This window comes from Gammaproteobacteria bacterium (assembly GCA_016712635.1).
GTDB lineage: Bacteria > Pseudomonadota > Gammaproteobacteria > SZUA-140 > SZUA-140 > JADJWH01.
Map to the genome: position 1 here is coordinate 208,333 of JADJQS010000007.1, position 22,821 is coordinate 231,153.

The window sequence follows — 22,821 nt, forward strand, 5'->3', positions numbered from 1 at the left end:
CGCTGGGCTGGGTTGAAATGCGTGATATCGGAAAATTCAAACCTGATCGAGAAGATTTTAAAAAACAAGTAAGCACGAGATTTCCCGAGTGGAAACCGGGGAAAATATACAGTTCAGCTGGCCAGCTTTTCCGCTTTGTCCATGAGATGAAAATTGGTGATCTTGTAGTTTATCCGTCTAAGCATGATCGTCAGATTCACATTGGTGAAGTAGTCGGAAATTTCGAGTATCGGCCCGATCTTATGGAAGGCTATCCACAAATACGGGCAGTTAAGTGGCTTAAACATGTGCCACGCATGCAGTATTCACACAAGGCGCGCTTTATGAAACTGGCTCCGCATTGAGCTTTCCAAATTAAAATTATGCCGATGAGGTTCTGGCTGTTCTGTCTGGTCATGAAGTTCCAATATTGAGTGAAGAGGCGGAGCCAACGAATGCCTCCGATATTGAAGAGCAGACGCGCGATTACGTCATCAAGCAATTGTCCAAGACACTAAAGGGATTGCCTTTGGAGGAGTTCGTGGCCCATCTACTTGAAAAGATGGGATATCACGCTCGCTTGAGTCGAGTCAACGAGCCGAGTGTGGATATCATTGCGCATAAAGATGATCTCGGATTCGAGCCACCAATCATTAAAGTTCAAGTAAAGAGTTCAGATGGGAAGATAGGAGATAAGGATGTTTCCGCTTTATATGGAAAAGTTGGTGAAGGCGAATATGGATTGCTGGTAACGCTGGGTCAATTCACGCCTCACGCGGTTACATTTGCCAACAGCAAAAGCAATTTGAGGCTCGTTGATGGCGCAGATTTAGTGAATCTGATTTTTGAGTACTATGAACAGTTTGATGCAAAATATAAAGGCGTATTGCCACTTAAAAAGATTTACGTGCCACAGACTATAGAAGAATAGGGCTTGTAAAAATAATAGAGTAAATCCGGGCCAGAGATGGATTAAAAGTGTCTCTCTAATCCGGCTTTCTCAGATGCGCATACCCCGGCAGAGTTTGCAGACGCGTATCGGTCATAGCCCCACCCGTAGTGAAGTGATACATGCTCTGCAGCACTTGACCTTTCATCCCCAGCACATCGTGCACGGCGTCATCGAAATAACAGCCGATGCCGGTGCCACGCACACCGGCTGCTTCAGCCTCCAGATAGAGCACCTGGCCGAGGATGCCGGCCTCCCAGAATAACTGGCGGTAAATCCACGGCCCTTGGGCCAGGCTGCTCTGGTATTCGGCCAGCATGCCGAGGCTGAAGGCGCCGTCGGCGGCGATGTCCTGGTGGCAGGACACGGCGCGCGCGGCATTGCGCGTGTCGGTGCTGATGAGCCGGTACAGTTTGAAATGGGCGGGGCAGCCGGCCACGGCGAGCCATTCGAACTTGGGGGAGAATTCCGCGCGCGCGGTGGCTTCGATGGTGTCGTTGCGCAGGAAGACATAGAGCCCGGGTTCGAGCCCTTCCACCCGATGGACGAACAGCAGCAGATGGATGCGGGGCGGCCACGCGATGGCGTCCCACGGCGCGGTGCCGGCGCGCGGCAGGGTCAGGTCCAGCATGCGGTAAAAGGCGGCGGCGGTGATCGAGGTGACGCCGTCGAATTCCTGCGCGCTGCGGCGCTGCTTGATGATCTCGACGGCGCTCTGTTGGCAGGGGCTGGCGAGGGGCGCGGGCAATGCGAGTGGCTGCCAGCGTGTTTCCTGCGTGTGCGGTTTGGTGCAGGCGTCGGCCGCTTCGTCGATGAGCGCCCATTCATATTTATGGTCGCGCGCCAGTCGATTGGCCTGTCCGCGCCAGTGTCGTTCGAGTGTGGCGCGGATGAGTGCTTCGGGTGCGGGTTCGTCGTTGTTCGCCTTGGGCTGGGTGGTCACCTGCAGGATGAGGTCCGGGTGTTCCCGTTCCGCGTCGTTGAAGTCTGGTGCGCGATCCGTACCGAGGAGGGCGCCGATCTCCGCGTCGCCCCAGGCGCCGAGCAGATGCGCCTGCCAGCCGAGCGCGGCCGCGGCGTAACGCACGGCCGCGATGGCGTGGCCCGCGTCGTGCTGGCAATAGCGATAGGCGCGTTCTCCGTATTTCCACGCCTCGCGCCAATGGATCGAGGTCAATCCGACCAGGAAGGCGCCGGGCGGCAGCCGGGATGCGGTGCCGTTGGCCGCTGCGGCGAATTCGCAGCGGTGTTCCAGCACGTGGTCGCGGCTCACGTAGTGATGCACGCCGTCCGCGACGCCGGGACAGTGTTCGATCACCACGTAGGCCTCGGTGGGATGGAGGTTGCCGCTGGAGGGATTGCAGCGCAGCGCCCAGCGTGAACCTTTGAATTCCTTCCAGGCGGAGAGGCCGAATGAGAGTTCGAGCAGGGCGGCGAGGGTGTGCAGGCTCAGGGCCTGCGGCGCGATCCGCCCCGGCGTGTAGAGATCCGCATAACTGGGCTGCGGCCCCTCGGGCAGCAAGGGCAACTCCAGCGCGGGACTGCCCGCAAAGGTGCGGAACGGGTCCGGCTGGTTCGCCCAGTCCAGCCCGTCCGGCCCGGCGGCATAGCGGCGGAAATGGTGCTTGGTGCGCAGGTGGTAGGCCAGTACGGTATCGAGCGCTTTGTTCATGGTGGATAGGGGCGCTGGTATGGGGTTCGCGGTTGACTGAGCTGTCAATGATACTATGTTGTTAGTATTCATTTAGGGGAATACCCGCTTGAAAATCGTTTCATCGCTGATTGAGCTGGAGACGGGAGAGGGGATCTCGATACATAACCTCATGGTCGTTCTGAGTGCAGCCGTTGCCAGCACGGGCATCAGAAGTGGATCAGGTGAGATTGCTATACGTCGGCATGACCCGGGCCAAATCCCAACTGTTGATTACCTCCAGCGGGAATACGGTGTTTACCCAGAGACTGGTGGAGATGGTTGCGCCTTGAATTGATGTGCGTGCTGCAGGGGTCCTGGCTGCATGAATGCTCGGATAGACCCGCCCGTGTCATGGCTGGTATCTCAAGTTCTGGAATGACGTGTTCCGTTTCCGCCAAACCACCATATCCTCATTCCCGCGTAACTCGAGCCTGCCCCCGCGAGGGCGTGGGCGGTAATCCAGGATTTCCACTTAGCAACAGGCTCAAAACACTGGATCCCCGCCTGCGCGGGGATGACAGGCTTTTGATATACGTTATTGACCAAACCTAAAATAATGACCATACCTAATTTTAGGTTCACCCCATGCGCTGACCTACGCCCGGATGGCACGTCGAGGTTCCCGCCATGACGAATTCGAGGGCAGCGAGGTGGTGCTCTATTTGCGCTTGACGCGTGTGGCAAATAAGGCTACATTCGTCGCCTAAATGAAAACACAACGATCTATTGATCTCGGAACCCTGTTTTTTGGCGCCTATCGCCGGCAGGTGCTGGGCTTGTTGTTGCTGCATCCCGAGGAGTCATTTCACCTGCGGGAGATCGCGCGCATTACTAATACCCAGCCCGGCACCTTGCGGCGCGAGCTCGCGCAGTTGGCCGAGGCCGGTGTGCTGAGCCGCGAGCGGATGGGGAACCTGGTGCGTTACCGCGCCGATCCGGCATGCCCGATTTACGAAGAGCTGCGCGGGATATTGAAAAAGACCGCCGGTGTAGTCGATCTGCTGCGGGATGCGCTGGCGCCGCTCGGCGACCGGATCACCACGGCCTTCGTGTACGGCTCGGTCGCGAGCGGCGGAGAGCGTCGCGCGAGCGACGTCGATGTGCTGGTGGTCGGTTCGGCCACCTTCGAGGAAATCGTGCGGGCTTTGCATCCCTGCCAGGAGCGATTGCGCCGCGAGATCAATCCGAATGTCTACAGCCATGACGAATTCAGGAAGAAGCGTCGGGCTAAGGACGCATTTCTGTCACGGGTGCTGGAGCGCCCCCGTTTGTTCATTCTAGGGAGGGAAGATGACCTTGGAGAATCTGGTCCGGATCGGAAAGCTGGCGCGGCATGATCCTTCGCGCGAGGAGATCGCACGGCTGCTGGCTGCGGTGAAGCGTAACCTGAAAGACGCACGCAACGAGAACATCAGCCCGGAGGGGCGATTCGACCTGGCATACAAGGCGGTAGCGGCCGAGGCGCTGACCACGGACCAGGGTCGGGGGCTGGTGGGGGAAATTGTCCGCGCTATTTATCGCGTCATTCCCGCGAACGCGGGAATCCAGTATGTCTGATCATGGGAAGACATTCTTCGTTTACCTCTTGGCCAGCAAGCGGAATGGAACCCTCTATGTGGGCGTTACATCGAATCTTTGTGGCAAGGGTGTGGCAACACAGGAACAAAGTAGTAGACAGCTTCACGGCTAAGTATAGGATTGGAAGCCTCGTATACTTCGAGGCGCATGAGTCAGCAGAGTCTGCGATTCGGCGCGAGAAGCAGATAAAGAAATGGAACCGTGCGTGGAAGATTCAACTGATAGAGCTGAATAATCCTGCATGGAGGGATCTCTATGATGAGATCGTTTGAAAATCTGGATTCCCGCGTTCGCGGGAATGACGACCCGATGTTTCATCGCAGCCATGTGTTTTCGTTGTTGAGCTCGGTTCCAGAATGAAAATCTATTCCACACAGATTGAGTTGGACACAGACACAGGGATAGCCGTTCATTCCCTGATGCCCGAGCTTAAGGAGGTCCTTGCCGGTTCGGGCATCAGAAACGGTTTCGTCACCGTAACCTCGCAGCACACCACCACGGCTATCGTGATCAACGAGGATGAAGAACGCCTGCGCGAGGATGTGAAGCGGTTTTTGACCCGGCTGATCCCGCCCAACGAACGCTATCTGCACAACGACATCGCGCTGCGAGACTGTCCGCCGGACGAGCCCGAGAACGCGCACTCCCATCTTGCGGCGATGTTGCTCGGCAGTTCCGAGGTGATACCGCTGATTGATGGCGCGCTGGGGCTGGGGCAGTATCAGTCGGTGATGCTGGTCGAGCTGGACGGCCCTCGCGCTCGCACGGTGCGGGTGCAGGTGGTGGGGGAGTAGGGGTGGATAGGTTCGAGTGTCAGCTCGGGTTGTCATTCCCGCGCAGGCGGGAATCCAGTGTCTACTTCTGATCGACAGGTGAAACCACTGGATCCCCGCTTTCGCGGGGATGACGGCGGTTGTGGGGATGACTGTGGTCGCGGGGATGGTGGTGGTCGCGAGGGTGACGGTGGTTTCATTCGCCATGGCGGTTTTAAGATGATGTCGATGCAGTTCCGGGTATCGGATCGAATTTAATGGAGTTGTCTGATTGCAATAGCCCGCATGGCCCGTCGTAACCATTATCACGTCTACGTCATCGAATTGTCGGAAGACGTACTGTACGAGCCCAAATTCAAGCGGGCCAACCCGGATTATGACTACGGCAAGCCCTGCGTCTACGTCGGCATGACCGGGCTCGACCCCGACGTGCGCTTCGACAAGCACAAGGCCGGCATCCAGTCGAACCGCTTCGTGCGCGAATACGGGCTGCGGCTGATGCCAGAACTGTACGAGGTCTATAATCCGATGCCCTACGAGGGCGCGCGCGAGATGGAGGTGGAGCTGGCGATCGGCCTGCGCGAGGCGGGGTATGGGGTGTGGCAGGCATGAGCGTTGCAGGGGTAGTATCGTAATATCAATTGAGGCAGTTGAGTATGGCGATCCGCATCATCTCCGATCTTGCAGAGCTGAAGTCCATCGAGGGTGCGTATGAGGCGCTCTTCCGGTCTTGCGGGCGGCCGCATATCAAATCCTCGTTTCCCTTTGTCTTCGCGGACGCCGCGACCGGCACACCCGGCGCGTGGCGCTGCATTGCCGCGTACCAGGACGGGGCCCTGGCCGGGTGCCTGTATGGCCGGCGCGAATACCGCAAGGTCATGCGCCTCTCACTGCCGGTGTTCGAGATCCATGCCGATCCGTTGCTGGCGGAGCAGGACGGGGATCGCGTTCTGGAGAGATTGATCGGCGCGCTGCAGGTCGAGCAGCAGGATTGCCTCTATGTCGTCTTCAGGAGCCTGGGCCCGGCCGGTTTCGATGCCCTGGAACGGTGTCTGCGCCGCATGAACAGTCGTTACGCCTGGCAATGGGCCGGCTATGGCTTCCATATCGACACCGCGGTTTCCGAGGAGGCCTTCCTGAAGGGCCTGGACGGGAAGAAGCGGCGCGAGATCGACCGCCGTGCGCGCCGGCTCGGCACGGAGCGGGTGGTCGAGTACGTCTGCGATGAGGATTCCAACCCGGAGCTCAACGCGCGGCGCTATGAGGAGTTCCTCGCCCTGGAGGATTCCGGCTGGAAGGGCGGCAACCAGAGCTCGCTCAGGCACCGGGCGGCGCTGGGACGCTTTTACCGCGAACTCGTTGCGAGCGCGTCCCGCGCCGGCCTGTCCGTGTGGCACACCCTGCGCATCGACGGCCGGCCGGCCGCCATGGGCCTGTGCCTGCGCAGCCACGGGACGCTGTGGTGGCCGAAGGTGGCCTATGACGAGGCCCATGCGCGCAACTGCCCCGGTATTCTGCTGACGCATCATCTGTTGAAGTGGTGCGTCGCGCGCAGTGATATCCATGAAATGAACGGCATCAGCGGCGCGGCCTGGATGGAGACCTGGAATCCGCGGAAGACGCATTACCGCTACCTCAACCTCTTCAACGACACACTGAAATCGCAGCTTGCCGGTCATGCGCTGAGGATGCGGAGCGCCGGCCAGGACTGGCGCCGCGACCGCGACGCGCCGCCGACCGGCTATGACAAGCCCTGTCTGTAAGGCCGCGGCGTACTGCGGAGCGGTACGGCGGGATAAGGATCGGGGCTGGCTCAGGGTGGCGGAGGAGATGCATCACGCGCTATAGTCACGGGAGGAACACTGATGAACTGGTCTGGAGGAATTGTATGGCGTTGAGACGGATCGTATGGCTCCTGCTGCTGGCGGTGGTCTGGCCGGTGCAGGCGGGGGATATGGGCCACGAGCTCACCGAGGCACGCGCGGTCTTCCTGCGCGGGGTGGACGGCGACAAGCGCGCTGTGCGCGACGCGGTCCAGCGGTTCAAGTCCCTGAGCCGGGCACATGCGGAGGAGCCGGTGTTTCAGGCGTATCTCGGCGCGGCCATGACCCTGCAGGGGCGCGATGCGCCCAACAACATCGAGAAGGGGCGCATCACCGAGGAGGGCCTGGGCGTGCTCGACCGCGCGCTCGAGATGCAGATGGCGAAGCCGGATCCGGGCTCGGTGCACACCCTGGACACGATGCTGGTGGCGGCGAACACCTGCATCCACCTGCCGGCCTTCTTCAACCGCTACCAGCAGGGCCGGGAGCTGTTGCAGAAGATCCTCACCCACCCCGATTTCGACGCGATGGCGCCGGGTTACAAGGCGGCGGTCTACGTGGCCCAGGCGCTGGTGTCCCACGGCGACGCCGACGACGAGTCCTACCGCCGCTACCTGGAGCTGACCGTCAGCACCGACCCCGAGGGCCGCGACGGCCAGTACGCCAGCAAGCGGCTTGAGGAGTTGAAGGAGCCTACTTAATAATTAGTAAGGGGACAGACTTAAGTCTGTCCCCGATCCTCTAAGCGGGATGGGGACAGATTTGAAATCTGTCCCCACTGTTGCACGTCAAATCTGTCCCCTTCAGTAGGCCTTACTTGTACTTCCTGAACTGCCCCACCACCACCCCGAAGATTTCCAGCTCCCCCTGCGGCCGGATGACCGGATAGGCCTTGTTTTCCGGTTTCAGGATGAAGCGCCCCTTTTCCTGGGCGAGGCGTTTCAGCGTGAATTCGTTGTCGACGATGGCGACGACGAGTTCACCGACCTTCGCGTTGCGGCGCTTCTCGACCACGACAATGTCGTCCGAGTGGATGCCGGCGTCGATCATCGAGTCGCCCTTGACGCGGATCAGCACCGTCGCCGACGGATTCTTCACCAGGTATTCGTCGATGGTGAGATTGTTCGACCCGGTGTCCGCAGCCGGGCTCGGCAGGCCGGCCGGCACGCTCTCGGCGAGCGGCCGCTCGAAGAAGCGCACGCCGGGCTTGAGCCGCTGGCCGGGCGCGCTCTCGAGGTAACCCTCGGCCTTGAGGCGCAGCACCAGTCCCGCGACCGAGGCCTTCGAGCTCATGCCGATGAGCTCGCCGATCGCCGCGTAGGAGGGCAGCACCCGGTGGCGGGCGTAGTAATCCTGCAGCGTGGCGAGATGTTGCGCGTCGTTTGACATGCGCGTTATGCTAGCGAACGAACGTTCGTTCGTCAAGGAGGGGGGTACGGCATGGATGCCAGAAAGCGGCAGCGTGGAAAAACCATCACGCCTGCAGAGAACATTGCACAGGTAATTTTGTTAATCCGCGCGCAAAAGGTGATATTGGATGCTGACTTGGCAAGGCTTTATGGTGTGACCACCAAGCGTCTGAATGAGCAGGTCAGGCGTAATCCGGGGCGGTTTCCCGAAGATTTCATGTTTCAGCTGACTAAAGAGGAAAAGGTCGAGGTGGTCGCAAATTGCGACCACCTCGACCGCTTGAAGTACTCGCCCACTCTGCCCCTGGCGTTTACGGAGCATGGCGCAATCATGGCGGCATCCGTTCTCAATTCGGAGCGAGCGGTGGATATGAGCGTGTATGTTGTACGCGTCTTCGTTCGTCTGCGACAACTGTTAGCTTCTCATGAGAGCTTGGCCCGTAAGCTTGATGCACTGGAACGCAAATACGATGCGCAGTTCAAGGTCGTCATCGCCGCCATCCGCGAGCTGATGTCGCCGCCGGAACCGAAAAAGAAGCGGCCGATCGGTTTCGGGCCGTGGGGGGATAGTCGATAAGGGGACAGATTTCAAATCTGACCCCATCGTCTGATCGGGGACAGACTTAAGTCTTTTCCCGGTACGCTAGAGGTCTGGCCCCGGCCAGTGGCTTGGACAGGAATAAGTTCAAAAAGCGAATTTCAGTTTTACTCGTCATCCCCGCGCACGCGGGGATCCAGGGAATATGCTTATGGATAAGCATTTCTTCGTGTATATCCTGGCCAGCAAGAGGAACGGGACCTTGTATGTGGGTGTTACCTCGGATCTTCCGGGCAGGCTGTGGCAGCACAAGAACAAAGTAGTGGTTGGATTTACCAAGAAGTATCAGGTTGACATGCTGGTCTATTATGAGGGGCATGAATCTGCTGAGTCCGCAATCCGTCGTGAGAGGCAACTCAAGAAATGGAATCGCGCGTGGAAACTTCAGCTGATTGAGGAATCTAACCCTGACTGGCGGGATCTCTATGAGGATATCGTATAACCTGGATCCCCGCGTGCGCGGGGATGACGCTAAAGGCGTGATGATATTTATTGACCGTTAATTCAACGACAGCTGCTACTCATTCACCGTTAACCCACAGCAACCGGGACCTGATTTCCGTCATCCCCGCGCACGCGGGGATCCAGGAAATGAGAGATGCGTATGGGAGTAGGGGACAGATTTCAAATCTGTCCCCGATCCACCCGATCAGTACGGGGACAGACTCAGCAAAAGGGGACAGACTTAAGTCTGTCCCCCTAAAGGTGCGATGGGTGGGACGTCTGTCCCCTGTCAGTGCGCACCCGCCACCATGCCGCGAGCGCGCTGCCGATGATGGAGTGGAAGCTCGCCGAGATGGCGGAGGGCACCGGGGCCAGCGCCAGTTCGGGGAAGCTGGTGCGCGCGAGTACGGCGCCGAGGCCGGAGTTCTGCATGCCGACCTCGATGGAGACGGTGCGGCTGGCGATCTCGGACAGTTTGAACAGCCGCGCCATCAGATAACCGAGGCCGAAGCCGCCGAGGTGCAGCAGGGCGACCGCGGTGAACAGGATCAGCGCGGAGTCGCGCACGGTCTGCGCGTTCGAGCCGATGATGCTGGCGCAGATCAGCGCGATGAAGATCACCGACACCAGCGGCGCCGCCGGCAGCACGAGCCTGACCACCCGCGGCGCGTAGCGGTTCAGCAGCACGCCCAGCGTGACCGGCACCACGACCACCTGCAGGGTGTTCACGAACAGGCTCCAGGCGTTGACCTCGACATAGGCCCCGGCCAGCCATTGGGTCAGCAGCGGCGTCATCACCACGGCCGCGAAGGTGGAGCACATGGTCATCAGCACCGACAGCGCGACGTCCGCGCGCGCGATGTAGCTCACGACGTTGGAGGCCGTGCCGCCCGGGCAGCAGGCGACCAGGATCAGGCCGACCGCGAGCGCGGGCTCCAGCGCCAGTCCTTTCGCGATGCCCCAGCCCAGGAACGGCATGATGAGGAACTGCGCGATGACGCCGATCACGACCTGCCGCGGCAGGCGCGCGACGCGGCGGAAGTCCTCGAAGCTCAGTGTGATGCCCATGCCGATCATGATTACCGCCAGGCCCCAGACGATCATCGTCGAGTTGAACCAGGTGAACCACGCGGGAAAGACCAGCGCGAGCCCGCTGCAGGTCAGCACCCAGACGGGGAACAGGTTGGCGAGGAGGTTGAGGAAGGCGGCCATGGGAATGACTAGGGTATTTTGGCAGAAGGGGAGAGTATCAGATTCTGGGAATCGGGATTGTTGTAATGCATTATATTGGGGCGGGGTTGGGTGGTCAGGGGACGGATTTGAGGGTGATGATCTATGGCGATGGGGACAGACTTAACAAGGGGACGGACTTCCAGTCCGTCCCCGCTGTCATGAGAATAATTCGACGACGGGAGGGTTGGGCATGGTCAAGGCGGCTTTGATGGTTCTGGCATTGCTGGCAGTAACTGCGTGTTCCGGCATAAGGACGACGGATCACTCCTATTCCGCGCACGCGGAGAATTTTAATATCCTGTTTCTCCAGATTCCGGGCGGCGACACGCAGCAGCGCGCGATGGAGCTGGTGCCCGAGGGGAGTGACATCGTCACGATGACGTCAACGCCAAAGGATACCTCATCGCTGATCGGCTTCATCAACCGATTGCTCGGGATCGATATCACCTTCATCAACGGGGCGACCGGGAAGGAATAGCGGCCGGCCAGGTGTGTGTGGACGGATTTTTAGGCGGTATGGGGACGGATTTGAAATCCGTCCCCGTGGTGGTGGGGACAGACTTAAGTCTGTCCCCTATCGGTAAGTGAAGGGGACGGACTTCCAGTCCGTCCCCGGCTTGCGCAAGTAGAGGTAGTGCGGGGACAGATTTACAAATCTGTCCCCAGATAGTGGGGTTCTGTGGTGAAGGGGACAGACTTAAGTCTGTCCCCGTATTGTGAGTCGGAGGCGGCTATTACCACGGCTGATGCCTATGTGTGCTGGAAATGCGGTGCAGAACAGCGGGATCTGCTGCTGCCGCTGGCGCGGCTTGCCGAGTGCCCGCAGTGCCGGGCGCAGCTGCACGTGTGCCGGATGTGCCGGTATTTCGATACCAGGGCGGCGCAGCAGTGCCGCGAGCCGGTGGCCGACCTCGTCACCGACAAGCAGCGCGCGAATTTCTGCGGCTATTTCCAGATCATGCCGAACGCCTTCGCCGCGACAAGCGCTGCAGCCGTGGCGTCGCGCAGTCAGCTGGACACGCTGTTTGGCGGCAGCGCCGCACCGGCCGCGGGGGACCGCAGTCCCGAGGAACAGGCACGCGATCGGCTCGAGCAGTTGTTCAGGAAGTGAGCCGGGAAATAAATGAAATCCCGGGCCGGGGACAGATTTAATTAAATCTGTCCCCATTGCTTCAACGTCCGTCCCCTGTTATGGGTTGGAGGATGCATCAAATGAAACGCGTATATGTCTGGCCGGCCGCTCTCGGGTCGATGATGCTGGCGGGTTGGTGCGGGGCGGCGGGTCTCGACGGCCGCTATGTCGCGCTGGAGGAACCCTCCGTCACGCTGACGCTGAGCGAGTCGCCGCCGGGCGAGATCCGCGGCACGTTCGGCGAGGGCGGATCGGTGATGCCGCTGTCGGCGAGGCGCAGCGGAGACGGCTTCACCGGGACGGCGGGCCAGGGCGCCCACAGCCTGCCGCTGGCGGCGGCCATCGAGGGTGATTCACTGATCCTCGAGATCGGCGCCGACGGTGTCGGCGACCGGCTGACCTTCCGGCGCGTGGACGCGGAGGCATCGGATACGCCGGCGCCGTCCACGGACGGTGAACGGACTGTCCTGATCAACGGCCAGCGGCTGGGCGGCGGCGACCTTGCCCGGATCGAGGCGGCCTATCGCATCCACATCGACGATGCCGACTACTGGTACGACAGGGTGCTCGGCGCGTGGGGCGTGAAGGGCGGGCCGACGCTCGGCTTCATCGCGCCCGGCCTCGACCTGGGCGGGCCGCTGCAGGCGGACGCGTCGGACGGCGAGACCCAGGTCTTCGTCAACGGCCGCGAGCTGCACCTCTACGACGCGCTGGCCTTGCAGCGCATCACCGGCCCGATCATGCCCGGCCGCTACTTCATCACGGCGCAGGGCCTCGCCGGATTCGAAGGCGGCGCGCCGCTGTGGAACCTGGCGCAGCTCGCCGCCCAGTCGCAGGGCAACAGCAGCAATACCTGGCAGTCGCGCATCCTCGGCGCGAGCGGCTTCTCCGACGGCACGACCAGCGCCGTCTTCCTGCCAAACGGAGGCATCGTCAGCACGGGCGAGTAATACAACCGCCCAACGTCAATCCACTGACGTTGGGGACAGATTTATTTTTCATGGTATGTATGGGGACAGATTTAAATAAATCTGTCCCCTACGCATAGATTTAAATAAATCTGCCCCCGAAAGGGCGATATCCGTCCCCGATCTGCCCCTGGGCTTATTCTTCGAGCAGGTGGTGCTGGACGATCACGGCGGTGTTGCGGGTGCGGATGGGCAGGCCGCGCGCCTCGACATGGGCGCGTGTTATGGCGGCGCCGTAGAACATGATCAGCGACGAGTAGTAGACCCACAGCAACAACAACACCAGCGAGCCCGCCGCGCCATAGGTGGATGCAGTGGCGCTGTTCGCCAGATAGAGCGCGATCAGGTAGCGGCCGGCCGAGAACAGCAGGGCGGTGATGAAGGCGCCGGGCAGCACATCGCGCCAGGACAGGATGACATCGGGCAGGATCCGGAAGATCGCGGCGAACAGCAGCGTGATCACCGTCAGCGATACGCAGATCTCCAGCAGTGTCACGAGCCCGGCGGGCACCGGCAGCCATTGTGAGGAATACGCCACGATGACTTGCAGCGCGACGCTCAGCAGCAGCGAGACCAGCAGCACGAAGCCGATCGCGAGCACGATAGTCAACGACAGCACGCGCGCCTTGATCAGCAGCCACAGGCTGCTGCGCGACGGCCGCGGCACGACCTGCCAGATCCTGTTCAGTGATTGCTGCATCTGGGCAAAGACGGTTGTGGCCCCGATGATGATCGCGCATACACCGAGCAGTGTGGGCCAGATGCCGCTGTGGTCGATCCGCGAGTTGACCACTGCCGTGTTGATCATCCCGGCGGCCTCGGTTCCCAGCGCTGCCTGCAACTGCTCCGTCAGTTCGCCGTGGGCGGCGCGTTCCCCGAGCACGAGCCCGACCATTGTCACGACTACGATCATGATCGGCGCGAGCGAAAACAGCGTATAGAAGCTCAGCCCCGCTGCCTGGGTGGCGGCCCGGCTGGCGTTCAATTCCGCCCGGCGGCGATCAGGATGCGCGTCCATCTCTGCAGCGGGGCCGGCAGGGCCTCAATAAATCGTGTAAGCATAGTTCAGGATGTAATCAACGGTATAATTCTCACACTGCATTGTAAATCTTTCATCATGCAGCGGGGACAGATTACGAAGTCTGTCTACATGCCATTAGTTGGAGAACACGATTATAATAATCTGTCCATGACACGACGAAATGTTCGTGTTCCCTGCGATCTGTCAAGGTCACGTCGCCAGGGACAAGTAACTCCGTTACGATCGGGCAGCGGGAGAGTTATTAAGGATCCGGGTCGGATTCGACCATTGTGGGGGCGGGCTTGAACGTTCCAGGGGACAAACTCAAGTCTGTCCCATTAAAGTATCGTGGACAGAACGGGGCCGGATTTAATATCCATCCTGATGCAGAGCAATGCGATATACCATGGCTAATGACAATGAAAAGCTGGACAAGCTGGTAGGCGAGGCTCGCAAGTCGCGGGATCAGCGCGAGCTGGGTTACCGCGAGCAGGCGCTGAAGATGTATCCGCATGTCTGCGGCCGCTGCGGGCGGGCATTCGAAGGCAAGGGCCTGAGCGAGCTGACGGTCCACCACCGCGACCACAATCACGACAACAATCCCCCGAACGGCAGCAACTGGGAGCTGCTGTGCCTGTATTGCCACGACAACGAGCACCAGCGCCAGCTGGAAGCACAGCGGGGAAATACGTCCACCGGTGGCACGAAGGGTGCCGGCGCGACATTCAATCCCTTCGCTGACCTCAAGGCCAGACTGGACAAGCAGTCAAAGGGGATTGAGGCCGGGCGCGAACGGGATCCATCCGCCATTTCCCCGGCGCCCCGGATAGCGGTGTGGGGTGTGCTGATATCCGGGGCGCCGGGCAGATTGCTCAGGCGTGATGCTCAATCGTTCTCGTGGCTGAGCTGGATCTTCGCGTCGGCCTTTGCGGATTCGAGCGCCTGCTTGGCCGCCCTCTGGCATTGATCCTTGGCATCACCTTCCCGGGCATCGCACTGTTCCTTGGCCACGGAGTAGTCCGCCTCCGCCCGGGCAATGAGGACTTCGTATTCCGCTTTGGGGCCAGGATTCATTTTCGCGTCCAGTTCGGTCTCGGCGACGTCCTTTCTTCCCTTCACTTCGGCGGTGCACACGTCTTTGGGGTTTCCGGCGAGTTTGTCGCACATATCCTTGCCGGTTCTGTAATCGTCGGAGATTCGATCCTTTTCCGATTTATACGTCTCTTTCGAGATCGCGTCCGCCGAAACCGTGGCAGAAAATGCGACGGCGACCGAAAACAGGATTGCGGCTGCATTGAACGTCTTCATTTTTGATACTCCTTGTATTGAGATGGAGGTTTTAAATTCGCAGGCGAAATTGCCCAGCGACGCCTCTACCCTAGCCGCGACAACCGGTGGTGTAATTGAAATAGATGAATCCCGGTTGGACGGCGCGGCGCGAAATAACCGAGGGTGGATAAGTCTCCGGTGATGACAGCGGGATTGAGAAATATTAATTACAGATTTTCATATCCCGTCCAGGCTATGCATCTCAACCAAGAGATCACGACGTATGGGCCGCGGCCCGGTATGGACGTGAAAAGGAGGAGTCATGCTGAGCAGGTCTGTCACTTTCCTGATCATAGCGCTGATTGCGGGACTGCTGGGTTTCGTCGGAATCTCCGGCGTCGCTGCCAGCATCGCGAAGGTGCTGTTTCTGGTATTCCTTGTCATGTTCGTCATATCGCTGATCGTCGGCCGGCGCCGGCCCATGGTGTAGCGGTCTGGTGTTCGAACTCCGGGCCGGAGCGGTGATACCCGATTGGTGCATTCACCCTGCAGGTGGGGCATTACCCCCGGTTGTTCCGGTCGGGCCTCGGGACGTGAGGCGTAAAATGCTGTAACAGCGGCGATTATGCACAATGGCCTCATTACTGCATTGAGGCAGATAATTACCGGTGGTGAATGTTTGCTTACAAACGAAATGTCTGGAGGAGGACATCATGCTTAACCTTAACTTCGCAATCATTGCGGTATTGATGGCGGCTTTCGGTCTCGGAGCTGCGGGATGCGATTATAACGATGGCCCGGTTGAGAAGGCCGGCGAGCAGGTGGATCAGACCGTAGATAAGACCAGCGACAAGATGGATGAAGCCGGCGAAAAGATGGAGGATGCCGTAGAGCAGTAACGGGCTCCGCGGCCGCACTAGTGCTGCATTTTTGTCCTGAATGGGCAGAGCCCGGCCATGCCCGCGCGCCTGGCTGGCGCCATATGTGATCCTGTCTGTGGTTCGATCGTCATGATGGCAGGTATGGATGGATTTCCATATTTTTCCAGCGTCATTCGTGCCAGGGCAGTCGGCGGATTTACCGGGGCGAACAACGAATCGCCTTGCCGGTCATTTTGCGGTAACGTAATAACTGTTTCTCCGGACCGCCTGAAATTCAACAGATATCCCAATGGGCTTCTTACGCAAGCCGGTGTGGTTTCTGACTGGGAGCGTGGCGCTGATGCTGCTGGTGGCGTTCGGCCTGCTTTTCTACAGCTCGTGGCGGCATGACAGGGAGCTCGAGCCAATCCAGCGGCACCTGACTCATCTCGCTGATATTCAGGGTATCGATGACGCATTGCGCAGCCTGATCGTGGAATACGTGGTGGCCTATCCTGCTCCGATAGACGCCGCCAAGGTGGGCGCGATTAATGACCGGCTGATCGATCTTCTGACCTTCGACAAGAGCCTGTATCCAGAGACCAACGGTAAGATCACGATGGTCATGCAGAGACTGAAGCTGTTCGCTGAAGGCAAAGACCAGGCAGGGCACGACAACATGCTGGGATTGCTCATGGAGGCCTTGCAGACCATGCGCAAGGTCATGCTGGAAGAGCTCGCCGCGCATCAATTCCTGATCGAGCAGAAGAGGGGACTCGCCCAGACCGACAAATTCATCGCGCTTGGCCTTCTCGTCGGCCTGCTCATCATATCGCTACCGCTCGCGATACTGGTGCGTCGACGCATCTCGATGCCGATAGAGACCATGGAATTCCTGATGTCCCTGATGACCCAGCAGTCTTATGTGTCCGCCTGTGTCGATGTGTTCGATCCCATGCTCCAGCCTCTGTTCAGGAACTATAATCAGATGGTGAACCAGCTGGTGTTCCTGGAGCAGGCGCACCAAAGCCGGGAGGAATTGCTGTCCGGGTCCGTCCGCCGCGCGACACGCATACTCATTCAACAGCAGCGTCGTGTCGCACAGGCCGAGCGTCTGGGGGCTGTCGGCGAGATCGCCGCAAGCGTAGCCCATGAGTTGCGCAATCCGCTCACAGCTATTCATATGACGTTGCAGAATCTCCGCCAGGAGATCGAGGTACCGGAACACGTTGACCGGATCGATCTGGTGATCAATGAGATAAAGCGCATGAACCGCCAGCTGAACCTCCTGCTCGACAGTGCAAAACAGGTACCCGAGCCCCTGGTCCTGGTCAACGTCGCGGCGCTGCTGAAAGAGATCTGCACGCTGATCCTGTATCAGGTCAGCGAGGAAATCACGATTACCATCGACGCGCCCGACGACCTGGTGTGTTCATTGCCGGAGATGCAGTTCCACCAGTGCATATTCAATCTGTTCATCAACGCCTGCCAACTGCTGGGGGAGGGGCCGGGCCTCATCCAGATCGAGGCCGGGTTGGCCGGGAATCAGCTGCGACTCGTGATCGAGGACGATGGACCCGGATTTCCGCAGCAGGTGCTGGGACCCGGCGTGCGTCCCTTTGATTCCTGGCGCAAGGGGGGCACGGGGCTCGGCCTGGTGATGGTGCGCCGGTTCGTGGGCGATCTCGGCGGTACATTGCGGCTGGAGAACCAAGAGCCGCATGGGGCGAGGATTGTAATGACACTGCCGTGCCTGGTTGATAATTCGTGAATGAGGGTTCCCCGTTCCGGAGGGTGGAGCAGGTCCCGCCAGGACTGCATCGTTCCTTGATGAGTTCTTTATCTGGAGGCTGCGACTGATGGCAAACTCGATATTGATCATTGAGGATGAAGACCTGCTGGCGCAGGAGATGGCCCGACATTTCAGGCGTGACAGGTGGCGTATCTTTATAGCACCGACCCTGGCGGATGCCGATCAGATGGTGAGCGTGCAGGGCGTAAATCCGATGATCGTCATTTCCGATATGACGCTGCCGGACGGTAACGCGCTTGATCTTCTGGAGAAGCTCGGCGCAGGCGAGTGCGAGTGGATCTTCCTGACCGGTTACGGCACCATCGCGGATTCCGTGCGCGCTACGCCTGGGGGCGTTCGATTATCTGGAGAAGCCCGTTGAATTTTCCCGCCTTGATATGGTGGTCGCGGCCGCAGCGCGGAGCGTGCGGGCCAACCGCCGTCTGAACGACGCGACAAGTCAGGCCAGCCAGATCTACACGTTCGATTCATTCTTCGGGAAGAGCGCTCTGGTCAAGGAGGTGAAGGAATTCCTCCTGCGGCTGAGCGCGGCTCCGTTCAGGGCGCTCGTCATCAGCGGCGAGACGGGGACGGGAAAGGGTGTGGCGGCAAAGATACTGCATCACAACAGCCTGCGCAGCAAGGGACCATTAATCGACGTGAATTGCGCGGCATTACCGGCCGAACTCATGGAATCCGAGCTGTTCGGTCACGAGGCGGGATCGTTCACAGGGTCGACAGGTAAGCGGCGCGGGTTGATGGAGCAGGCCGACGGCGGGACGCTGTTTCTGGATGAGATCGCCGAAATGCCGCTGCTGCTCCAATCCAAGCTGCTCAAGGTCGTTGAAGAGCAGAGTTTCCGCCGGGTCGGCGGCGAGCGCGAGGTCTTCGTGGACGTGCAGATTATCACGGCAAGTAACCGCGATCTGGCGGGCGGGGTGGTGGCGAAAACGTTCCGGGAGGATCTATATCACCGATTGAGCGCCTTCCATCTTCATCTTCCCGCCCTGCGTGACCGCATTGAGGATCTGGACGAGTTCCTGCCCCTGCTGCTGGCAGAGTTCAACGCCAAACTGGGCAAGAACGTGAAGGTGATCCCGGATAAGGTGTGGGAGAAGATGCGCGGCCATCGCTGGAACGGCAATATACGGGAGCTGCGCAATGTGGTTGAGCGCTGCGTGATGTTCTCGCAGTCGGAGGTATTTCCGGTGAAATGGCTTCAGCTCGAGGATATGTCCGAGTCCGGCCCAGATTCGTCGCCGGACGTTCAGGGCCAGGATGAAAAAATCCGGGCGGTGGTTGATGCCGGCCGCGATGATATGCTTCACATTCCCCTGGATGGTTCGCTGAGTCTGGACGAGATGGACCGGGTCATCATCGAGACGGCTCTCAGCCGCCATAATTACAACGTGGCGGCCGCGGCTCGCGCGTTGGGAACGTCGCGAGATACTCTGCGCTACCGCATCCAGAAATACGGACTGAAATACGACGTATCGTCGAATCATTCCTGAGGTTCCATATTGCGGCGGTACCGCTGCCGGCCTGCGCGGCGGGCGCAATCACGCCGGATCAGATCCACGAAGGGTTTCGAGTACGCCGACCGGATCTCAGAGTTTCAGCCGCTTCAATTCCTCTTCCGCGGCCTCCTTCTTCATGCCGTACACCTCCTGTATCTTTCCGAGCAGCATCTCCCGGTTGCCGTTTATAACGTCAAGGTCGTCGTCGGTGAGCTTTCCCCACTTCTGTTGTATCCTGCCCTTGATCTGCTTCCAGTTTCCTTCGATGCGATCGCGATTCATGGGTCTGCCTCCTGCCTAACGGGGTGATATGCCGGAAAACCTCCCGGGTAATTCGCTCAGAACGTAAACTGCAGGCCGACGGATGCCGTATCCAGTTCTACGTCCGCCACGTCATAGCGCTCCCATTCCAGGCGCATGGCTAGCCTGTCGGTGAATCCGAGATCGACTCCGGCGCCGAAAAACACATCGTTGCCATCGTCATCGGCAACCACGCCACCCAGAGTGGAATCGGAGGTCCACCAGAGCTCGCCAGCCTTCACATGGAATGAGGATGTATCCGAGAACGGGAAGGAAAATACCGCCGCCAAACCTTTTCCATCAGACTCGAAATTATCCCCGCCAGAATTGTTCAACCGGTTAAAGTCAACCCAGGATCCCTCGATTCCGAACCATGGATTGAATTGACCTCCGATATAGGCCTTCAGCATATCGTCATGATCGTCGAGATCGCTCTCATCGATGCTGTAGGCGCCCCATGATCCGCCCAGGTATATGCCTGGCATGTCTGCGTATGTTGCGAGGGGAGACGCGAGAACGATGGCGAATACTCCTCCGTACAGCACTGGTTTCTTCAGTTTCATGTCGATACTCCTTCATGGATTGAGGTATTCCAATGAAAAACCTGTATTCGATGCAGATCATGAAATACTCTTGCGCCGCCGGCATTGAGGAAATAAAAACGCTCATGATCGAGCAGACAAACGGCACTGAACTCATGAGCTCCTGGATTCGGGCGTAAACGTCATTAATGAATTTAATGGACGGCAGGGCATTGACGCACGGATCATTGATTAATCGATTTCCGTAGCCGTGTGACGGGATGCGCCGGGTCCTGATCGAAGGAGGGCAGGGTTATGAGTATGGTATTTGTGCAGCCAGTGGTGGCGATCATCGCGGGAATCCTGATTCTGGCGATCCCGAGATTGTTGAACTATATTGTCGCCATTTATCTGATCATCATCGGGATACTGGGTCTGGCCTGATCTGTCTGATCACTTGAAAACAGCCGGCGCCGCGGCGGGGCAGTTCACCGTCATCGGGTCATATCACCCGAATGGTTCAGTCCGTTTTACGCCATGGAAACTCCAACTGATTGATTGCCCAGGGAATGCTTGTTTGGCATTACTGCTGCAAGGCATGACAGGAGTAATGGTGCGTCATGCCGGCAATACAGATATCACATCAGGACTAACTGGAGAGGGCCCATGAACTCAATTCAGAATAAAGTCAGTGAAGAGGGAAACGGCCATGAACGAGGCGCCTCTCGTGCCGGGCGGGATGAAGCGCAGTGCGGCGTCCGCTTAGAAAATCTGACCAGTGTCAGAACGCTCCGTTTCATGCCTAAGGATGTCATCTATCACGCAGGGGATCCGGCGGACAAGGTCTATGAAGTGAGAAGCGGCCTGGTGAAGCTGGTGACATATCTCGCTAGCGGTAAACAGAGAATAATTCGCCTGAACGGACTGCATGACTGGCTTGGTCTGTCCGGTTTCATGCAGAAATCGCATGAGCATACTGCCATGGCGGTCACCTCTGTCGAGGTCATCTGCATCCCGGTTGGCGACTATCCGCTGCGGGAGGTCGGCGCCATCCATCACTACGACACCTTGCTCGAGACCCTGCTCAGCCAGCTCAGAAAGGCGGATATCTGGATCGAGCGCTTCGCAACCGGATGCGTCCGGGCGAGGGTGGCTCATCTGGTGAATTATCTATCCGAGGTCGAGTACGGGGAAGGCTCGATGAAGGTCAGGTTGCTGACCTGCGAGGAAATGGCGGCTATCCTGGGCTCCACCACCGAGAGCGTGAGCACGGTACTCGCCGAATTCAAGCGCAGTGGCGCATTGAATTACTGGGAAGCGCGCCGGAGAAACAGTATGAGCGCGCACCGGAGCTGTTGTCATAATGAACGGGATCGGCTCCACGGGGGCGGATGCGCAAGCATATTCAGCACATTAATCCTGGATCCTGGTGATTCTGGAACCTTCCAGCGACAGATCGCCCATCAGGCCGGTTTCGCTGAATATGAAACCTATGATCGGCTTATCCCCCTTGTCGAAGTCGTACTCACCGCTCGCTCCCTGATACACCAGTGCGATACCCGCATCAACCCCGATCTTCCACTCCTGTTTATTCAGAAACTGATCAAGCGAATCCTGGGTCATGAACAGGATGACCTCCCTGCGATTGACGACGCCCGCAGTCAAACCGATTGAGGCGGATACGATCTTGAAGTATCCGGTATTCTTTCCGTGTACATGAAGGACGCCTTCGCCGTATTCGCCCGCCACACCCAGGCCGGCCTTGGTTACGCTCGGGAAGATCAGCATGCCGACAGAGTCTTCCGCTGCCTGTTTGTATTTCGGATTTAACCCATAAAGTTCCCTCAGTGTCTGTGTTGCTTCATTGTTGATGTTCTCCTTGTCGATGGAAAAGGCGGAAGGGCTGCACAGAAAACCCAGCAGGATAAAGAATCCGGTGATTGTATGTTTTATATTCATGGCGGCTGTCTCCTCGTTGTCGATGCCGATACTCCCGTATCTCGATGGAAGTATCATGCGATACGAGATCGCTAACATTGAAATATCCAAAGAGGGCAGGATAATCAATCGTCCGGAGATCGTCCGCCAGTGCAAATCGATTATGTCAATCCAGCCAGAAGTGGAAATCAGTGGTTCGTGAAGCTTCCATGGTCGTCGCTCGCGAGCGCGGATATTCGATACCGGCGGCCATCCAGGCGCTGGCTGAGAATTCCGCCCAGCTGCAGGCTTATATCACTGTCGTAATCATCAAACAGGATCCCGACCCCGTGATCTTCATGACGCATCACAAATCCACCGAGATTGAGTTTTCCGCCTGAATTATCCGAAATACAGGCGTATATGTAGCTCCTGTCTGCAGCGGTAACGGCGATGGAGTCAACGAACATCCCGCTGAAACTCATATTCCTGATTCTTCCTTCGAAAATCTGATAGGAAGAATAGTCCAGGTAGTTCAGGATCATTACCGGCAGTTCGAGAGGAAAGCGCAGGTCAGTTCTTTGGCGCATGATTTATCCTCCTTGATTGCAGTTTCTTCTGTCGAAGCATCGTAATGCAGGAATCAGGCGTGGTTCATGTCTGTCACCGTGTTCGAAACATTGATCCAGGACGCTGCGCCACTTCTCGTAATCAGCAATTAATATGCCAGTAGAAAATACTACCCATATCATGGCGATGATGAATCCGGCCGTGGGTGTGCGCTGGTCTTGTGCGTGAAAACACTCGCAGCAGCGTGTCAAGTCACCACCTTCCCAAGGTTCCGCATACATATTCGCGCGTTACTTATCAGCAGGCCGTGAGCAATACACAAAAATATTCCTGAGCTTTAAAAGTAACGGTTTCACCGCGAGGGTGAAATAACCCATTTGTGGGGCGTATCACCCTGATGCGACGACTATCGTTTTCGGGGCGGGCGCAACCGGCTGTTATCGTGGTGATTAGAAAACTGGCACCGTATCTGCAC

General features: G+C 58.6%; 25 protein-coding genes and 2 pseudogenes. 19 read left to right on the forward strand and 8 right to left on the reverse strand.

Translation table 11 applies throughout. The annotated features are described in order from the left end of the window. Window positions 1-17: 17 nt before the first annotated feature. Window positions 18-910, forward strand: a pseudogene (locus IPK65_10625) (restriction endonuclease). Between the two features lie 55 nt (window positions 911-965). On the opposite strand, the gene IPK65_10630 reads toward IPK65_10625, so the two are convergent. After that, the gene (locus IPK65_10630) at window positions 966-2,600 is read right to left on the reverse strand and encodes a SagB family peptide dehydrogenase (GenBank protein ID MBK8163565.1); all 1,635 of its coding nucleotides are present in this window, start codon (window positions 2,598-2,600) and stop codon (window positions 966-968) included. 728 nt (window positions 2,601-3,328) lie between these two features. Between IPK65_10630 and IPK65_10635 the strand changes: the two genes are divergently transcribed. The 6 genes from IPK65_10635 to IPK65_10660 all read left to right on the forward strand — a co-directional run bounded on the left by IPK65_10635 (window position 3,329) and on the right by IPK65_10660 (window position 7,496). Further along, a complete protein-coding gene (locus IPK65_10635; protein ID MBK8163566.1) occupies window positions 3,329-3,958 on the forward strand; it encodes a nucleotidyltransferase domain-containing protein in 630 nt (209 codons plus the stop codon). Continuing rightward, window positions 3,918-4,178, forward strand: a complete 261-nt coding sequence (locus IPK65_10640; GenBank protein MBK8163567.1) for a hypothetical protein — start codon at window positions 3,918-3,920, stop codon at window positions 4,176-4,178. Before IPK65_10635 ends, IPK65_10640 begins: the two co-directional genes overlap by 41 nt. Window positions 4,179-4,555: 377 nt before the next feature. Then, entirely contained in the window at window positions 4,556-4,993 is a 438-nt protein-coding gene (locus IPK65_10645; protein MBK8163568.1) for a YjbQ family protein, read from the forward strand. A gap of 264 nt (window positions 4,994-5,257) precedes the next feature. Then, on the forward strand, window positions 5,258-5,584 hold the full coding sequence (locus tag IPK65_10650) for a hypothetical protein (protein ID MBK8163569.1): 327 nt from the start codon (window positions 5,258-5,260) through the stop codon (window positions 5,582-5,584). A gap of 44 nt (window positions 5,585-5,628) precedes the next feature. Further along, window positions 5,629-6,735, forward strand: a complete 1,107-nt coding sequence (locus IPK65_10655; GenBank protein MBK8163570.1) for a GNAT family N-acetyltransferase — start codon at window positions 5,629-5,631, stop codon at window positions 6,733-6,735. 131 nt (window positions 6,736-6,866) lie between these two features. Beyond that, window positions 6,867-7,496 (forward strand): hypothetical protein, encoded by a 630-nt coding sequence (locus IPK65_10660; GenBank protein MBK8163571.1) that lies wholly within the window; start codon window positions 6,867-6,869, stop codon window positions 7,494-7,496. A 112-nt stretch (window positions 7,497-7,608) separates the two neighbouring features. On the opposite strand, the gene IPK65_10665 is transcribed toward IPK65_10660, so the two are convergent. After that, entirely contained in the window at window positions 7,609-8,184 is a 576-nt protein-coding gene (locus IPK65_10665; protein MBK8163572.1) for a LexA family transcriptional regulator, read from the reverse strand. Window positions 8,185-8,235: 51 nt separating this feature from the next. Between IPK65_10665 and IPK65_10670 the strand changes: the two genes are divergently transcribed. Both IPK65_10670 and IPK65_10675 read left to right on the forward strand, forming a co-directional pair. Continuing rightward, window positions 8,236-8,781 (forward strand): ORF6N domain-containing protein, encoded by a 546-nt coding sequence (locus IPK65_10670; GenBank protein MBK8163573.1) that lies wholly within the window; start codon window positions 8,236-8,238, stop codon window positions 8,779-8,781. 172 nt (window positions 8,782-8,953) lie between these two features. Continuing rightward, window positions 8,954-9,244 carry a GIY-YIG nuclease family protein gene (locus IPK65_10675; protein ID MBK8163574.1) on the forward strand — a complete coding sequence of 97 codons (291 nt, stop codon included), beginning with the start codon at window positions 8,954-8,956 and terminating at the stop codon, window positions 9,242-9,244. Between the two features lie 257 nt (window positions 9,245-9,501). Here the strand turns inward: IPK65_10675 and IPK65_10680 are convergent, their stop codons facing one another. Further along, entirely contained in the window at window positions 9,502-10,458 is a 957-nt protein-coding gene (locus IPK65_10680) for a bile acid:sodium symporter family protein (protein MBK8163575.1), read from the reverse strand. 211 nt (window positions 10,459-10,669) lie between these two features. Between IPK65_10680 and IPK65_10685 the strand changes: the two genes are divergently transcribed. From IPK65_10685 to IPK65_10695, 3 genes are all read left to right on the forward strand, one after another. Beyond that, window positions 10,670-10,957: a tRNA modification GTPase gene (locus tag IPK65_10685; protein ID MBK8163576.1), complete on the forward strand. Its 288-nt coding sequence runs from the start codon at window positions 10,670-10,672 to the stop codon at window positions 10,955-10,957. A gap of 276 nt (window positions 10,958-11,233) precedes the next feature. Further along, window positions 11,234-11,590, forward strand: coding sequence for a hypothetical protein (locus tag IPK65_10690; protein MBK8163577.1), 357 nt, complete (start codon window positions 11,234-11,236; stop codon window positions 11,588-11,590). A gap of 101 nt (window positions 11,591-11,691) precedes the next feature. After that, on the forward strand, window positions 11,692-12,561 hold the full coding sequence (locus IPK65_10695) for a hypothetical protein (GenBank protein MBK8163578.1): 870 nt from the start codon (window positions 11,692-11,694) through the stop codon (window positions 12,559-12,561). 154 nt (window positions 12,562-12,715) lie between these two features. Here the strand turns inward: IPK65_10695 and IPK65_10700 are convergent, their stop codons facing one another. Further along, window positions 12,716-13,597, reverse strand: coding sequence for a YihY/virulence factor BrkB family protein (locus IPK65_10700; protein MBK8163579.1), 882 nt, complete (start codon window positions 13,595-13,597; stop codon window positions 12,716-12,718). A gap of 397 nt (window positions 13,598-13,994) precedes the next feature. Here IPK65_10700 and IPK65_10705 point away from each other — a divergent pair, with 397 nt between their 5' ends. Further along, window positions 13,995-14,567, forward strand: a complete 573-nt coding sequence (locus IPK65_10705; protein ID MBK8163580.1) for an HNH nuclease family protein — start codon at window positions 13,995-13,997, stop codon at window positions 14,565-14,567. Here the strand turns inward: IPK65_10705 and IPK65_10710 are convergent. Beyond that, window positions 14,486-14,908 (reverse strand): hypothetical protein, encoded by a 423-nt coding sequence (locus tag IPK65_10710; protein ID MBK8163581.1) that lies wholly within the window; start codon window positions 14,906-14,908, stop codon window positions 14,486-14,488. The two genes, IPK65_10705 and IPK65_10710, sit on opposite strands and share 82 nt — an antisense overlap. Window positions 14,909-15,191: 283 nt before the next feature. Between IPK65_10710 and IPK65_10715 the strand changes: the two genes are divergently transcribed. From IPK65_10715 to IPK65_10730, 4 genes and pseudogenes are all read left to right on the forward strand, one after another. Next, entirely contained in the window at window positions 15,192-15,359 is a 168-nt protein-coding gene (locus IPK65_10715; protein MBK8163582.1) for a DUF1328 domain-containing protein, read from the forward strand. 223 nt (window positions 15,360-15,582) lie between these two features. Beyond that, on the forward strand, window positions 15,583-15,768 hold the full coding sequence (locus IPK65_10720) for a hypothetical protein (protein MBK8163583.1): 186 nt from the start codon (window positions 15,583-15,585) through the stop codon (window positions 15,766-15,768). 313 nt (window positions 15,769-16,081) lie between these two features. Then, window positions 16,082-17,500, forward strand: coding sequence for a hypothetical protein (locus tag IPK65_10725; protein MBK8163584.1), 1,419 nt, complete (start codon window positions 16,082-16,084; stop codon window positions 17,498-17,500). An 88-nt stretch (window positions 17,501-17,588) separates the two neighbouring features. Continuing rightward, a pseudogene (locus tag IPK65_10730) lies at window positions 17,589-19,032 on the forward strand (sigma-54-dependent Fis family transcriptional regulator). Window positions 19,033-19,128: 96 nt separating this feature from the next. On the opposite strand, the gene IPK65_10735 reads toward IPK65_10730, so the two are convergent. After that, a complete protein-coding gene (locus IPK65_10735) occupies window positions 19,129-19,320 on the reverse strand; it encodes a CsbD family protein (protein MBK8163585.1) in 192 nt (63 codons plus the stop codon). A gap of 56 nt (window positions 19,321-19,376) precedes the next feature. Then, window positions 19,377-19,901: a porin family protein gene (locus IPK65_10740; GenBank protein MBK8163586.1), complete on the reverse strand. Its 525-nt coding sequence runs from the start codon at window positions 19,899-19,901 to the stop codon at window positions 19,377-19,379. Window positions 19,902-20,174: 273 nt separating this feature from the next. Here IPK65_10740 and IPK65_10745 point away from each other — a divergent pair, with 273 nt between their 5' ends. Together IPK65_10745 and IPK65_10750 are read left to right on the forward strand one after the other, a co-directional pair. After that, a complete protein-coding gene (locus tag IPK65_10745; GenBank protein MBK8163587.1) occupies window positions 20,175-20,303 on the forward strand; it encodes a DUF3096 domain-containing protein in 129 nt (42 codons plus the stop codon). Between the two features lie 222 nt (window positions 20,304-20,525). Beyond that, window positions 20,526-21,533 carry a Crp/Fnr family transcriptional regulator gene (locus IPK65_10750; GenBank protein ID MBK8163588.1) on the forward strand — a complete coding sequence of 336 codons (1,008 nt, stop codon included), beginning with the start codon at window positions 20,526-20,528 and terminating at the stop codon, window positions 21,531-21,533. Between the two features lie 452 nt (window positions 21,534-21,985). Here the strand turns inward: IPK65_10750 and IPK65_10755 are convergent, their stop codons facing one another. Further along, entirely contained in the window at window positions 21,986-22,366 is a 381-nt protein-coding gene (locus IPK65_10755) for a hypothetical protein (protein ID MBK8163589.1), read from the reverse strand. Between the last annotated feature and the right edge of the window lie 455 nt (window positions 22,367-22,821).

Coding starts and splice junctions, on each gene's coding strand:
- IPK65_10630 (MBK8163565.1), bottom strand. CDS start 2,600: ATGAACAAAGCGCTCGATACCGTACTGGCCTACCACCTGCGCACCAAG.
- IPK65_10635 (MBK8163566.1), top strand. CDS start 3,329: ATGAAAACACAACGATCTATTGATCTCGGAACCCTGTTTTTTGGCGCC.
- IPK65_10645 (MBK8163568.1), top strand. CDS start 4,556: ATGAAAATCTATTCCACACAGATTGAGTTGGACACAGACACAGGGATA.
- IPK65_10650 (MBK8163569.1), top strand. CDS start 5,258: ATGGCCCGTCGTAACCATTATCACGTCTACGTCATCGAATTGTCGGAA.
- IPK65_10655 (MBK8163570.1), top strand. CDS start 5,629: ATGGCGATCCGCATCATCTCCGATCTTGCAGAGCTGAAGTCCATCGAG.
- IPK65_10665 (MBK8163572.1), bottom strand. CDS start 8,184: ATGTCAAACGACGCGCAACATCTCGCCACGCTGCAGGATTACTACGCC.
- IPK65_10670 (MBK8163573.1), top strand. CDS start 8,236: ATGGATGCCAGAAAGCGGCAGCGTGGAAAAACCATCACGCCTGCAGAG.
- IPK65_10675 (MBK8163574.1), top strand. CDS start 8,954: ATGGATAAGCATTTCTTCGTGTATATCCTGGCCAGCAAGAGGAACGGG.
- IPK65_10680 (MBK8163575.1), bottom strand. CDS start 10,458: ATGGCCGCCTTCCTCAACCTCCTCGCCAACCTGTTCCCCGTCTGGGTG.
- IPK65_10685 (MBK8163576.1), top strand. CDS start 10,670: ATGGTCAAGGCGGCTTTGATGGTTCTGGCATTGCTGGCAGTAACTGCG.
- IPK65_10695 (MBK8163578.1), top strand. CDS start 11,692: ATGAAACGCGTATATGTCTGGCCGGCCGCTCTCGGGTCGATGATGCTG.
- IPK65_10700 (MBK8163579.1), bottom strand. CDS start 13,597: ATGGACGCGCATCCTGATCGCCGCCGGGCGGAATTGAACGCCAGCCGG.
- IPK65_10705 (MBK8163580.1), top strand. CDS start 13,995: ATGCGATATACCATGGCTAATGACAATGAAAAGCTGGACAAGCTGGTA.
- IPK65_10710 (MBK8163581.1), bottom strand. CDS start 14,908: ATGAAGACGTTCAATGCAGCCGCAATCCTGTTTTCGGTCGCCGTCGCA.
- IPK65_10715 (MBK8163582.1), top strand. CDS start 15,192: ATGCTGAGCAGGTCTGTCACTTTCCTGATCATAGCGCTGATTGCGGGA.
- IPK65_10720 (MBK8163583.1), top strand. CDS start 15,583: ATGCTTAACCTTAACTTCGCAATCATTGCGGTATTGATGGCGGCTTTC.
- IPK65_10735 (MBK8163585.1), bottom strand. CDS start 19,320: ATGAATCGCGATCGCATCGAAGGAAACTGGAAGCAGATCAAGGGCAGG.
- IPK65_10740 (MBK8163586.1), bottom strand. CDS start 19,901: ATGAAACTGAAGAAACCAGTGCTGTACGGAGGAGTATTCGCCATCGTT.
- IPK65_10745 (MBK8163587.1), top strand. CDS start 20,175: ATGAGTATGGTATTTGTGCAGCCAGTGGTGGCGATCATCGCGGGAATC.
- IPK65_10750 (MBK8163588.1), top strand. CDS start 20,526: ATGAACTCAATTCAGAATAAAGTCAGTGAAGAGGGAAACGGCCATGAA.
- IPK65_10755 (MBK8163589.1), bottom strand. CDS start 22,366: ATGCGCCAAAGAACTGACCTGCGCTTTCCTCTCGAACTGCCGGTAATG.